An 11,464-nucleotide genomic window follows, 5' to 3' on the forward strand; every position below is an offset into this window, starting at 1 on the left:
CGGCCCCATTCCTCGTTCGTCAGATCACCCCGCCCCATGCCGGGCACAACGAGCCCGGCATGGAGAAGTCACATGATCCGCCGGACAGAACCTAGAGGCGGATACCGTCAGATAGTGTTCGAAGTCGACTATTGAGAATAGATGATCGGTCTCATCTAGCATGATGTCGCAAATGTTGAGAACTTGGATCGACTGTGATCGCAGGCAGGTGCTTCTTTCGAAAGTGCGGGATCGAAGGCAGCCCGACGTTCGCGGTTGCAATGCGCGGGCGGGTGCAGTGCGAAAGGGGCGAAGCATGACCGCGCTCGATCAGCAGTAGCCGGCCGAGAACAGGACTGGTGCGGAGTTGGAGAATTCGGGAAGGCGTCATGGAAATGAGAGCCGCAGGCTGCGAGCTGTATGGCGGGTGGTGGAGATGGAGTACGGCATCTGACAGCTTTCCCAGAATTTCAAGGAATAGCTGTTCGGCACGATGGGCCAGTCGCGAGATTAGCTGGGGCATCATGTGTGCGGCTGTGGGGCCGCACCATAAGGATGGATGGTCCGCCTCGGTTCTGCGGGTGTCCTAGCGCCGGGCGTTGCGGGCCGTCCTGTGGTGGCATTCGGTCCAAGGTGGGCAGGCGTATTCCAACCTCCCCTCGCCGATGTCATCCATGACTGGCATGGGTAAGTCGTCGAGCGTAGGTCAATGGTCGGAGAGCTGTTCGGTGGGCGTTGATCTGCGCTATTCCACTCGAATTCGGACAAGACGCCGTTGGCGGGTCCGCGTGGAGCCAGAGGGCCGTGGCTTCGGCGGCGGCAGGCTCGGCGACCTCTCCTCGCCGCGAGCGCTACCCGGTCGGCGCTCGCACATGAGTCCGCCTGCCCGCTTGAGCCGAACCCGATCAAGGGCGGGTCGAACAGCGGCCTGCTCTGGCCAGCCTGCCGGACGTTCGAGGGTTTGTGCATCGACTTGGCGGCCGCCCGGGGGTGGGGGCGACCCGATCAAGGGAGCGCTCCGAGCGGCGCTGCCGGAGGAGTCCGGGGAAGGGGCTTGTGCATGACAGCGGGGTCGGAGGTTGTGGATGGACAACGACGAAGGCCCGGGCCGCTGAGCGGGCCGGGCCTTCGTGAAGGCGGAGGATACGAGATTCGAACTCGTGAGGGATTGCTCCCAACACGCTTTCCAATTCTCCCGAACGCCGTCCGCCGGGGTTCACACCCGTCCTGACCTGCGCCGGAGTGAACCACTGGGCGGCGGCTGAACCCGGCTGGACGGGGGTGAATGAGACCAAAACTGAGACCAGCTGGCTCCGCTCACCAGGCCCGACAGCCCCTGCTCACCACGCCTCCGGTCAGCTGGCTCCTGCCTCTACGCGCCATGAGGCGAGCCCGCTCCTAACTGATCGTTTCAGAATGTTGGTGGTGCTCGTGGAGCCGAGCAGGTGAATCTTGCTGCTCAAGCGGGTGATGGCCGTGCTCACGCATGCATCCAATCCGCGCTGTTCGTGGACGACATGAGCCCTTGGGGTGCACGGCCGACAGGGCCCTCCTGGCATCAGGTCCAGGGTCCTGCAGCCGTCCCGGCACTTTCGCCCGGTGTGATCAGCTTTCACCGGATTCGGGCAACAAGCCCGAAGCACCGAAGGAGAACCGATGCGCCCCGCCCTCCCGACCAAGCGCACCCTCGCCCTCGTCCTGGCCGCCACGGCCGTCGGCACGGCCGTCGCGATCAGCGCGCCGGCCATGGCGACCGACACCCCGCAGAAGAGCAACAACCGCTCCACCCGGGCTGCCCAGGTGCCGGACTTCACGGCCGACTACACCGGCTCCGAAGCCCTCTCCGGGCTTCCGGTGCTCGGCGTCCCCTACGGCAGCCGCGCCAAGCTCAACGACCTCGGCGGCAACCAGTTCGGCACCGCCTACGGCAACTGCGTCAAGGACGAGATCGGCTCGACCCAGGACCAGGTGCTCTGCAGCACTGTGCTCAAGTTCAACGACGGCGCACAGATCGCCCTCACCAGCGTGCGGCCCATCGCCCACCCGGGCGCGGAGGCCCAGTCCTTCGACGCGATCGTCACCGGTGGCACCCTCAAGTACGAGGGCATCACCGGCAGTGCCCGCTTCACCCCCCAAGGCGCCAGCGTCTACGACGTCAGCTTCAGCTGACCCGCCCAGCGACTGCGGTGGCCCCGACCCCTGGGATGTCCGGGCCGCCGCTCGCCGGAGCCCTGCGAAGCCGTCGCAGGCAGATGATGACGCAGGCGAGTTCAAGCAAGCCCTGATGGAGGTCAGCTCGACGTTCGTATCGGATGCGCAGGCGCTTGAACTGGTGGAGCCAGGCGGAAAGTCCGCTCTACCACCCAGCGGGTTCGCCCCAAGCCAGAGCCGTGGGCGACGCCACGGCGGGCGATGAGCGGCTTGATGCCGCGCTTCCACAGCCGGCGGCGGTACTTGTCGTAGTCGTAGCCACGGTCGGCGAACAGGCGTCTGGGGCGGCTGCGCGGGCGCCCGCGCAGCCCCCGGATTGCTGGGATTGCGTCCAGCAGGGGGAACAACTGCGTGACGTCGTGTCGGTTTCCACCGGTCAGCGAGACGGCCAGGGGTGTGCCGTAGCGGTCGACGATCAGATGGTGCTTGGACCCGGGACGGCCACGGTCGACCGGTGAGGGCCCGCCGTGAGCCCCTCCCCGGAGGGCCCTGATATGAGAACCGTCGATCGCCGCATCGTCCATGTCCAGACGGTCGGTCGCCCGCAACTCCGCGAGTAGCGCCTCGTGAAGGCGGGGCCAGACGCCGGCCTCGGTCCAGTCCCGCAACCGGCGCCAGCTGGTCACCCCGGAGCAACCTACGACCTGTGCCGGGACATCGCGCCAAGCCACTCCTTTGCGCAGCACGTAGACGATTCCCACCAGCGCAACCCGATCCGGGACCGGCAGCCGCCCGGCATGACGACGGCGCCGGACAGGTCGAGGCGGGAGCAGCGGCGCAACGCGCTCCCAAAGGTCGTCAGGAACAAGATCAGTGGGCATCCACAGACCCTGCCAGGCGCGAGCCGATGCACAGGCGCATTCTGAAACGATCAGTAAGCACGGGGACTGTCCGGATCGGGGGCGGGCAGTGGCCAGTTGGGATGGGCGAGGTGGCGGCGCAGGGCGTCGAGGCGGGCGAGGTGGTGGTCGAGGGCGGCGTTGACGGTGCTCGTGGTGGCGGCCACTCGTGCTTCGAGGTCGTGGATCCGGTCCAGGAGGTCCTGCCAGCGCCTTTCGGCGGCGGTGGCAGGGTCAGGCGCGGCGTCGGTCGCTGTCATCGCGGAGCTGGGTGGTGTGGTGGGTGAGGGCGTCGAGGCGGGTGGCGAGGTCGCGGTGGTCGGCGCCGAGGTGGGGGCGGACGGCGGCGAGGGGCTCTATCAGGTCGGCGGGGTCGGTGGCGCCGAGGGCGGCGGTCAGGGCGGCCTGGGCGGGACGGGCGCCGGGAGCGAGTGCGGCCGTGGTGATCTGGGCGGCGAGGACCCGCAGCTCGGCGGCGTTGTCGCGGGCCCAGACGGTGACCGATCGGTCGGCGGCCCGCCGGTCGCGGACGGCCTTGACCCGTTCCGCGCCGGTACCGGACCGCGAAGCGTCAGCGCCGGGCTTGAGGCGCAGGTAGCGGTTCTCGGCGGCCTGGCGGCTGGCCACGCCCATGGGCCGGGCGAGGTCGGCCCAGGTGGCGCCGGCCTCCCGGGCGCTCTCCACCAGGCCGGCCTCCCAGCCGGCGAGCTGGCCACGCAGCTCGCGCAGCAGGACGAGTGCGGCCAGGGCCTGCTCGGGGCCACCGTGCTCGCCAGGGGCGGTCGGGGGCCGGGACGCGGGGTTCTGGGCGGTGCGGACGGCGTCGTCGATGGCGGCCAGCGCCGCCGCGGCTGCCAGGAACGAGACGGGCTCGACCGGCGGGCAGGCGTTGGGGGCGGCTCTGCGGGACTTCTCGCTCATGCAGTCACTCTATAGGCGACGCGGCGACTTGTCATCGGATGGATGACGCGCTAGAAAGGAGTCAGGTGAAGCGCACTGGCTCCCACAGCCCAACCACCTGGAGGTGTTTCGCAATGCTGCTGCGCACCGACCCGTTCCGCGAGCTGGACCGGCTGACCCAGCAGTTCCTCAACACGACCGGCACCTGGTCGCGTCCGACGCCGATGCCGTTGGACGCCTACCGGGCCGGCGACGAATACGTGATCTGCTTCGACCTCCCGGGGGTGGACCCGAAGGCGATCGACATCGACGTCGAGCGGAACATGGTGACCGTCAAGGCCGAGCGCCGCCCGCGCCAGGAAGGCGAGGGCATCAAGTGGGAGCTGTCCGAGCGCCCGCTCGGCGTGTTCTCCCGCCAGGTCATGCTCTCCGACACCCTCGACCCCGCCGGGATCACCGCCGACTACGACGCCGGCGTGCTGACCCTGAAGATCCCGGTCGCCGAGAAGGCCAAGCCCCGCAAGATCGAGATCAGCCACAGCGGAAGCCGCAAGCAGATCCAGGCCTGATCCGTTCCCCGATGCCGTTCCGGCCGCCCCTGATCTCTCCCCCTCGATCGAATGGGGCGGCCGGAACACCCCTCGACCCGCGGGCCGGCCTACGTGGACCGGCCTACCCGCAGCGACGCGGAAACGCCATGAACGGCCGGAGCAACCAGCCCTTCATCGTGCGAGCCCACGGCGAGATCGACCTCGACGCCGCACCCTCGCTGCACCGTGCTCTGGCCACCGCGCTCGAGTCGCACCGGGAGGTGGTGCTGGATCTGTCGGAGGTGACGTTCATGGACTGCGCGGGCCTGGGCGCCTTGGTCCGGGCCCAGGGCCAGGCCGACCGGTGCGATGCCCGCCTGGTCCTGCGCGGGGCCGGCCGCTGCGTGATGCGGCTGCTCAAGCTGACCGGTCTGCACCGGCGCCTGGCCGTCGAGCCTTGAGGCCACCCGGGCGCGCCGGGCCTCGGTACGGAGGAAGAACCGCGATGACGCTTCGATGGGAGACGTTCCTGGAAGAGGTCCGGGAGCGCGGTGAGTACGACACCCCGCAGGAGGCCGAGCGGGCCGCCCGGGTAATCCTGGCCCTGCTCGGCGCCCACCTGGTCGGCGAGGTGCGGGCCGAACTGGCCGCCCGACTGCCCGAGACCATGGCCCTGATCCTGCTCAACCCGCTGCACGCCGCCGAGCCCCTCAACCCCGAGCGGTTCGTGCGCGCGACCGCGGCCTGGATCGAGGGCGCCACCGAGGCCACGGCCCTGTGGGACATCGGCGCCGTCCTGTCCACAGTGGCCGATGCCGCCGGCGACGACCTCATGGACCAGGTCCTGCTCCAGCTGCCACCCGGCTACGACCTGCTGTTCGGCCGCCCGACCGCAGGGACGCGACCCTGACCCTGACCACCCCTCACACGCCGCCGCCGGCCCGCCCAGCGGCCAGCCCCTGGAAGGCTCCACGGTCATGACCCGCTACCGCCACCTCCTCCAGCAGGTCCGCAACCTAGGCCGCTACCCCACCGACGAGGAAGCCGAACGCGCCCTCGATGCCGTCCTAGCCCTCCTCGGCACCCAGCTCACCGGCGACGAACGCTGCGACCTCGCCGCAGCCCTGCCCGAACGGGCCCGCGCCGTCCTCGCCGCCCAGATCCCCCTCCCGTCGCCCGTCACCGCCCCCGCCTTCGTCGAAAGCCTCGCCCACACCCTGGGCACCAGCCTCACCGCCGCCCGCTGGGACGCCTCCTCCGTCCTGGCCGCCCTCACCACCCTCACCGACGACAACCTCACCGACCGCCTCCTCACCCACCTCCGCCGCGGCTACGCCCTGCTGTTCGGCCGCGCGGACCTGGCCGCCGTCGCCTGAAACAGCGGTCCCGACCCGCCGGCGAGGAGCGCTCCCCGCCGCCCTGGCAAGCACCCAACCGCACACCGGATGAGGCGAGGCGACCGATGGACAGACCCCAGCGCTACGCGGTCACCCTGCCCGGTCCGCCCGGCCGGCACGGGCCGCCCGAGGTCGTCGTCGTCCACCTCACCGGCGCGTACACCGCTACCGGGGAACCGGTGTACACAGATGAGGCGGGCGCATTCCGGGTGGCGATCGAAGGAGAGGTGGCCCGGCCGCTCACCGCGCTGCCGGGGCCCGGCCGCCATGCCTGCCTTCACGCCGTGCCACTGCCCTGACCGGATGCTCGCGGTTGGGTCTGTCCAGTGAACGGTGTAACTCGGTTGGGTTGAGTTAACGGCGGCCGGCGGAGAGTCGGCCGTCGAAGGCGATCTCGAAGGCGTTCAACGCGGCCTTCCAGCGGGTCATCCAGCGCTTTCGGCCGTCACCGGTCGGGTCGAGGGACATGATCGCCATGTAGACGCACTTCAACGCGGCCTGCTCGTTCGGGAAATGCCCGCGCGAGCGGACGGCCTTGCGGATCCTGGTGTTGACGGACTCGATCGTGTTCGTGGTGCAGATGACCCGGCGGACCTCGACGTCGAAGCTCAGGAACGGCACGAACTCCGCCCAGGCGTTCTCCCAGAGCCGCACGATCGCGGGATACTTCTTCGCCCAGGCCTCGGTGAACTCCACGAACCGCTCCAGGGCGGCGTCCTCGGTCGGAGCCGTGTAGACGGGCTTGAGCGCCTTGGAGATCTTGTCCCAGTCCTGCCGGGCCGCGTAGCGGAACGAGGCCCGGATCAGGTGGACGATGCAGGTCTGGGTGACGGCCTGCGGCCAGACCGCGGCGATGGCGTCCGGCAGGCCCTTGAGACCGTCGCAGACGACCATGCACACGTCCGCGACGCCGCGGTTCTTGATCTCGGTCAGGACGTGCAGCCAGTACTTGGCGCCCTCGCCGCCGTCGCCGGCCCACAACCCGAGGATCTCGCGGGTGCCCTCGACCGTGACCGCCAGCGCCACGTAGATGGGCCGGTTGGCGACCTGGCCGTCGCGGAGCTTCACGTGCACGCAGTCGATGAAGACCACCGGACAGACCGGATCGAGCGGCCGGTTCTGCCACTCGGCCATGCCCTCGATCACCTGGTCCGTGATCGTGGAGATGGTCTGCTTGGATACTTCCGCGCCGTAGACCTCGGCCAGGTGCGCGGAGATCTCCCCGTGCGTCAGACCGCGGGCGGACAGCGAGAGCACCATCTCGTCAACTCCGGACAGCCGCCGCTGGCGCTTGCGGACCAGCTGCGGCTCGAACGAGCCTTCCCGGTCGCGGGGGACGTCGATCTCGACCGGGCCGACCTCGGTCAGCACGGTCTTCGACCGGATGCCGTTGCGCGAGTTCCCGCTGCCGGCCCCTGCCGGGTCGTGCTTCTCGTAGCCGAGGTGGTCCGTCATCTCGCCCTCGAGAGCGGACTCCAGGATCTTCTTCGTGAGCTGCTGGAGCAGGCCTCCGGCGCCGGTGAGCTGCAGCCCGCTCGCTCGGGCCCGGTCGACCAGCTGCCCGATCAACTGGTCGTCCAAGGCGTCCGGCTGCAACTCCACCGGCTTCGCTGCCTCGACGGCCGCGGCCGAGACGGTCACTTCCTTCATCAGGTGCTACTTCCTTGATCGGGAGTTACACCGTTCTTTGTACAGACCCCAGCACCCTGCCAGAGGATCGGTCCCCAGCGGGTGGGAATGCGATGGTTCGGCCAGAGAGCCTGCGGGCGCGGGCGTGCCTATTCGTCGTGGCCGTGAGCCTGTCGGTGGTGGCGGAAGTACTCCGCTCTCTCCGGGATGGCCGCTGGGCATCGCCGACCCACGAGGCGTCCGGCTGCGGCGGCAACAGTACTTCCCTCGTCTGTGAGGCGGCTTCGGATGACGCCCTCGGAGTCAACGAAGATGTCGCCGAGCTCGAACATCTGGTCGCAGCCGAACGTGCAGGCCAGCATTCCGATGGCGAGATCGCGCCGTTCGTCCTCGCTTGCCTCGGCCCGGCGTTTGATATGCGCGGCGCGGAGGTAGGCCGCTGGATAGGTCTCCCCACACAGTGCGCATGGGGCAGCCGTGCGGTTGTTGAGCAGCCACTGGCGGAGCTGAGGTTGCTCCCGGCGGGCGCTACCCAGCCGAGCGGTATCGGTGGGCCCTTCCAACAGATGAGTCGGGAAGGTCAGCGACCACGGCTCGGCCGCCTCGGTGGAACTGCCAGCGCCCAATTCCGCGGGCAGGGTGAAGTGCAATGCTCTCGCGGAGGGGCAGACCTCCGGCGCAGGCTCCGGGAGCCAGTCGCGACCGCGTGAGATGAAGGCATGGGAGTCGCTGATCTGGTGGACGATCCGGACCAGGACCTGGGCGTCGTCCGCCGCGTCGGTACCGGGGGTGAACATTGCGAGGCCGTCGGTGCTGTCGCCGCAACGCCAGATCGCCTCAGTCATCTGTAGGTCGATCCACTGTGTTCCCAGCCAGTGTTCCCTGCGTCGCTTCTTGGACCCGGTTGACGTGAGTGCGAGCTCGGCTTCTAGAGCGAGCACTGGGTACTGGCCCCAGACGATGATGTACTCGCCCTCCACTGTCTTGGTCGCGAGCCGGGCAAGCTGCGGGAGGACCTGCGGAAGCGGCTGGGCGTCGGCTGGATGGTGGTGGGCTGGACAGGACCTGCCGGGTTCTGTGCGGATGAGGAAGTGCTCGTTGACCAGGTCGAACAGGGAGCACACCGCGATCTCAGAAAGTCGGCCGCAGCACGGGGTGGCGCGAACGGTCAGTACCAGCGGATGGCCAGTTTGGTAGGGCCTTCCCTTCGCCCGGATGAGGCGCCCGTTGAGTGCACGGTTCTCCACCAGGCCTGCGCGGAATTTGCCGCGGGCGACCATCTCCTTGATGTCGAGGGCCGTCATCGTCCGCGCCATCTCGTCGTCTCGATCGACGTGGCGTTCGCCATGCTGTGACTCGGCCGGTTCGAGACCGGCCAGGGCATAGGCGGGCCGGTACGTGCAGCCCTGAACACCTGGGCTGGTCAGCCACGCGCTGGGTTGGCGCGCGTGTGGGATGCGCAGGCCGAGGGCGGGTAGGTCGTCCGCCGGCAACAGATGTGCTGGGCGATCGGCCTCCGAGTATCGCGGGAGGTCGAGGAGCGCGCGGTCGGCTGGTAGGTAGTGCGGAGCCACTGGGCAACCGTATCGGTCCGTGTGCGGCGGCAACTGCAACCAAAACTGCAACCACGACACGAAGAAGGCCCCGACCAGGAACCCGGTCGGGGCCTTCAACTGCCCTACTGGGCAAAGGCGGAGGATACGAGATTCGAACTCGTGAGGGGTTGCCCCCAACACGCTTTCCAAGCGTGCGCCCTAGGCCTCTAGGCGAATCCTCCGTGGGAGAGCTTAGTACATGTTTCGGGGTGCTCGCGACCAGCTGTCCCGCAGGCTGAGGGGTGGGGGTGGCCTGTGGATCGTCGGGGCCGGGATCCGGTACTGTGGGGGTCAGCCCCTCGTGTGGCGTCATCTCTCTGAACCCCCCCAGGGCCGGAAGGCAGCAAGGGTAGGAGGGCTCTGGCGGGTGCACGAGGGGTCTTTGCGTTCCCGGGGGCGTGTGGGCCGTGGGGAGAGCGGGGCCGGGGTGAAGGGGCGACGCGTTTGTCCGTCCGTCCCGATATCGTCGGGGGTGTGTCCCTAGCCCTGTACCGCCGCTACCGCCCCGAGACCTTCGCGGAGGTCATCGGGCAGGAGCACGTGACCGCTCCGCTCCAGCAGGCCCTGCGCAACAACAGGGTCAACCACGCGTACCTGTTCAGCGGGCCGCGCGGCTGTGGCAAGACGACGAGCGCGCGCATCCTGGCCCGTTGCCTGAACTGCGAACAGGGGCCGACGCCGACGCCCTGCGGGGAGTGCCAGTCCTGTCGGGACCTCGCGACCGGTGGGCCCGGCTCGATCGACGTGATCGAGATCGACGCCGCCTCGCACGGTGGTGTGGACGACGCGCGCGAGCTGCGTGAGCGGGCCTTCTTCGCGCCGGTGCACAGCCGGTACAAGATCTTCATCCTGGACGAGGCGCACATGGTGACCTCGGCCGGGTTCAACGCGCTGCTCAAGGTGGTCGAGGAGCCGCCGGAGCACCTCAAGTTCATCTTCGCGACCACCGAGCCGGAGAAGGTGATCGGGACGATCCGGTCCCGCACCCACCACTACCCGTTCCGGCTGGTCCCGCCCGGCACCCTGCGCGACTACCTGGCGGAGGTCTGCGGCCGCGAGGGCATCCAGGTCGAGGACTCGGTGTTCCCGCTGGTCGTACGGGCCGGCGCGGGCTCGGTGCGTGACTCGATGTCGGTGATGGACCAGCTGCTGGCCGGTGCCGCCGAGGGCGGCGTGACGTACCAGATGGCGACGTCGCTGCTCGGGTACACCGACTCGGCGCTGCTGGACGAGGTGGTGGACGCCTTCGCCGCGCAGGACGGCGCGACGGTGTTCCAGGTGATCGACCGGGTGGTCGAGGGCGGGCACGACCCGCGCCGCTTCGTCACGGACCTGCTGGAGCGGCTGCGCGACCTGGTGATCCTCGCCACCGTGCCGGAGGCCGGGGAGAAGGGGCTGATCGACGCCCCGGCGGACCGGGTCGCGGTGATGCAGGCGCAGGCGGACGCCTTCGGCGCGGCCGAGCTGAGCCGGGCCGCGGACATCGTCAACACCGGGCTGACCGAGATGCGTGGCAACGCGGCGCCCCGGCTCCAGCTGGAGCTGATCTGCGCCCGGGTGATGCTGCCGGGCGCGTACAGCGACGAGCTGTCGTTGCAGGCGCGCTTGGACAAGTTGGAGCGCCGGGCCGCGGCGGGAGGCTTCGCCGCACCGGCCGGGATGGCACCGATGGCACCGATGGCACCGGTGGCCGGGGTGGCCCCGATGGCGGCCCCCGTGGCCGTTGCGACGGCGGCGCTGGCGGTCCCCCAGGCTGCCCCGCCGGTGGAGGTGCCCGCTCCGGTGCCCGCGCCGGTCGTGGCGGCCCCCGCCCCCGCGCAGGCCCCGGCACCCCCGGCCCCGGCCGGGCCCGCTCCGGGCGCCTGGCCGATCGCGCGCAGCTTCCCGCCCGCCGGTGGCGCACCGGCCCCCGCTGCTGCTGCCGCCCCCGTGCCGCAGCCGCAGGCCGTCCCGCAGCCCGCGCCGACCCCGGCCCAGCCGGCCCCCGCCCCCACCCCCGCCCCCGCGGGCGCCCCCGGCGGTCAGCCGTCCGCGGCCGCGCAGCAGGGCGCCGGGCAGGTCCGGCAGCTGTGGCCGCAGATCCTGGAGGCGGTGAAGAACCGCCGCCGCTTCACCTGGATCCTGCTCAGCCAGAACGGCCAGGTGGCCGGGTTCGACGGCAGCGTGCTCCAGGTCTCGTTCATCAACGCCGGTGCCCGGGACAGCTTCGTCGGCAGCAACAGCGACGACGTGCTGCGCCAGGCGCTGTCGGACGCGCTGGGCGTGGACTGGCGGATCGAGTGCATCGTCGACCCGTCGGGCGGCGTGGGTGCGCCGGCGGCGGCCCCGACCCCGGCCGGCGGCGGCGGGGGGGCCCCGCTCTCTGTAAAAAAAACACCAGCCCC

General features: G+C 69.9%; 12 protein-coding genes, 1 tRNA gene and 1 other RNA gene. 8 read left to right on the forward strand and 6 right to left on the reverse strand.

What is annotated here, in order from left to right; genetic code table 11:
• The first annotated feature begins 1,635 nt into the window (after positions 1 to 1,635).
• Positions 1,636 to 2,148 (forward strand): hypothetical protein, encoded by a 513-nt coding sequence (locus ACFWXO_RS43505; RefSeq protein WP_380532334.1) that lies wholly within the window; start codon positions 1,636 to 1,638, stop codon positions 2,146 to 2,148.
• Here ACFWXO_RS43505 and ACFWXO_RS43510 read toward each other — a convergent pair.
• The 3 genes from ACFWXO_RS43510 to ACFWXO_RS43520 form a co-directional block, all read right to left on the reverse strand.
• Positions 2,141 to 3,011 (reverse strand): IS5 family transposase gene (locus tag ACFWXO_RS43510; RefSeq protein WP_380532337.1). Its coding sequence is split into 2 segments (ribosomal slippage): positions 2,141 to 2,326 and positions 2,328 to 3,011, totalling 870 coding nucleotides; the frame shifts between segments, so codons are not numbered across the junction. The genes ACFWXO_RS43505 and ACFWXO_RS43510 overlap by 8 nt on opposite strands.
• A 50-nt stretch (positions 3,012 to 3,061) precedes the next feature.
• On the reverse strand, positions 3,062 to 3,289 hold the full coding sequence (locus ACFWXO_RS43515; RefSeq protein ID WP_380532339.1) for a hypothetical protein: 228 nt from the start codon (positions 3,287 to 3,289) through the stop codon (positions 3,062 to 3,064).
• Complete coding sequence (locus ACFWXO_RS43520) at positions 3,264 to 3,950, reverse strand: hypothetical protein (protein ID WP_380532342.1); 687 nt, start codon at positions 3,948 to 3,950, stop codon at positions 3,264 to 3,266. The genes ACFWXO_RS43515 and ACFWXO_RS43520 overlap by 26 nt, the downstream gene beginning before the upstream one ends.
• Positions 3,951 to 4,063: 113 nt before the next feature.
• Here ACFWXO_RS43520 and ACFWXO_RS43525 point away from each other — a divergent pair, with 113 nt between their 5' ends.
• From ACFWXO_RS43525 to ACFWXO_RS43545, 5 genes are all read left to right on the forward strand, one after another.
• The gene (locus ACFWXO_RS43525) at positions 4,064 to 4,498 is read left to right on the forward strand and encodes an Hsp20/alpha crystallin family protein (RefSeq protein WP_380532345.1); all 435 of its coding nucleotides are present in this window, start codon (positions 4,064 to 4,066) and stop codon (positions 4,496 to 4,498) included.
• Between the two features lie 128 nt (positions 4,499 to 4,626).
• A complete protein-coding gene (locus ACFWXO_RS43530) occupies positions 4,627 to 4,920 on the forward strand; it encodes an STAS domain-containing protein (protein WP_380532348.1) in 294 nt (97 codons plus the stop codon).
• A 44-nt stretch (positions 4,921 to 4,964) separates the two neighbouring features.
• Positions 4,965 to 5,369 carry a DUF2267 domain-containing protein gene (locus ACFWXO_RS43535; RefSeq protein WP_380532351.1) on the forward strand — a complete coding sequence of 135 codons (405 nt, stop codon included), beginning with the start codon at positions 4,965 to 4,967 and terminating at the stop codon, positions 5,367 to 5,369.
• 67 nt (positions 5,370 to 5,436) lie between these two features.
• Positions 5,437 to 5,835, forward strand: coding sequence for a DUF2267 domain-containing protein (locus ACFWXO_RS43540; protein ID WP_380532354.1), 399 nt, complete (start codon positions 5,437 to 5,439; stop codon positions 5,833 to 5,835).
• A gap of 86 nt (positions 5,836 to 5,921) precedes the next feature.
• Positions 5,922 to 6,155: a DUF6296 family protein gene (locus ACFWXO_RS43545; protein WP_380532357.1), complete on the forward strand. Its 234-nt coding sequence runs from the start codon at positions 5,922 to 5,924 to the stop codon at positions 6,153 to 6,155.
• 55 nt (positions 6,156 to 6,210) lie between these two features.
• Here ACFWXO_RS43545 and ACFWXO_RS43550 read toward each other — a convergent pair whose 3' ends face one another.
• The 3 genes from ACFWXO_RS43550 to ACFWXO_RS43560 all read right to left on the reverse strand — a co-directional run bounded on the left by ACFWXO_RS43550 (position 6,211) and on the right by ACFWXO_RS43560 (position 9,262).
• Positions 6,211 to 7,497 carry an IS256 family transposase gene (locus ACFWXO_RS43550; protein WP_380532366.1) on the reverse strand — a complete coding sequence of 429 codons (1,287 nt, stop codon included), beginning with the start codon at positions 7,495 to 7,497 and terminating at the stop codon, positions 6,211 to 6,213.
• 137 nt (positions 7,498 to 7,634) lie between these two features.
• Complete coding sequence (locus tag ACFWXO_RS43555) at positions 7,635 to 9,059, reverse strand: hypothetical protein (RefSeq protein WP_380532360.1); 1,425 nt, start codon at positions 9,057 to 9,059, stop codon at positions 7,635 to 7,637.
• Positions 9,060 to 9,177: 118 nt separating this feature from the next.
• Positions 9,178 to 9,262, reverse strand: a tRNA-Ser gene (locus ACFWXO_RS43560).
• A gap of 111 nt (positions 9,263 to 9,373) precedes the next feature.
• On the opposite strand from ACFWXO_RS43560, the gene ffs reads away from it, so the two are divergent.
• Positions 9,374 to 9,464, forward strand: an RNA gene (gene ffs / locus ACFWXO_RS43565) — signal recognition particle sRNA small type.
• A gap of 90 nt (positions 9,465 to 9,554) precedes the next feature.
• Positions 9,555 to 11,464, forward strand: a 1,910-nt coding sequence (locus ACFWXO_RS43570) for a DNA polymerase III subunit gamma and tau (protein ID WP_380532363.1), incomplete at its 3' end; no start/stop codon positions are given.

It is taken from the genome of Kitasatospora sp. NPDC059088 (genome assembly GCF_042738155.1).
GTDB lineage: Bacteria > Actinomycetota > Actinomycetes > Streptomycetales > Streptomycetaceae > Kitasatospora.

What these genes read in the sequence shown, in the direction of transcription:
- ACFWXO_RS43545 (WP_380532357.1), top strand. Translation starts at nt 5,922, where the DNA reads ATGGACAGACCCCAGCGCTACGCGGTCACCCTGCCCGGTCCGCCCGGC.
- ACFWXO_RS43515 (WP_380532339.1), bottom strand. Translation starts at nt 3,289, where the DNA reads ATGACAGCGACCGACGCCGCGCCTGACCCTGCCACCGCCGCCGAAAGG.
- ACFWXO_RS43530 (WP_380532348.1), top strand. Translation starts at nt 4,627, where the DNA reads ATGAACGGCCGGAGCAACCAGCCCTTCATCGTGCGAGCCCACGGCGAG.
- ACFWXO_RS43535 (WP_380532351.1), top strand. Translation starts at nt 4,965, where the DNA reads ATGACGCTTCGATGGGAGACGTTCCTGGAAGAGGTCCGGGAGCGCGGT.
- ACFWXO_RS43520 (WP_380532342.1), bottom strand. Translation starts at nt 3,950, where the DNA reads ATGAGCGAGAAGTCCCGCAGAGCCGCCCCCAACGCCTGCCCGCCGGTC.
- ACFWXO_RS43505 (WP_380532334.1), top strand. Translation starts at nt 1,636, where the DNA reads ATGCGCCCCGCCCTCCCGACCAAGCGCACCCTCGCCCTCGTCCTGGCC.
- ACFWXO_RS43540 (WP_380532354.1), top strand. Translation starts at nt 5,437, where the DNA reads ATGACCCGCTACCGCCACCTCCTCCAGCAGGTCCGCAACCTAGGCCGC.
- ACFWXO_RS43525 (WP_380532345.1), top strand. Translation starts at nt 4,064, where the DNA reads ATGCTGCTGCGCACCGACCCGTTCCGCGAGCTGGACCGGCTGACCCAG.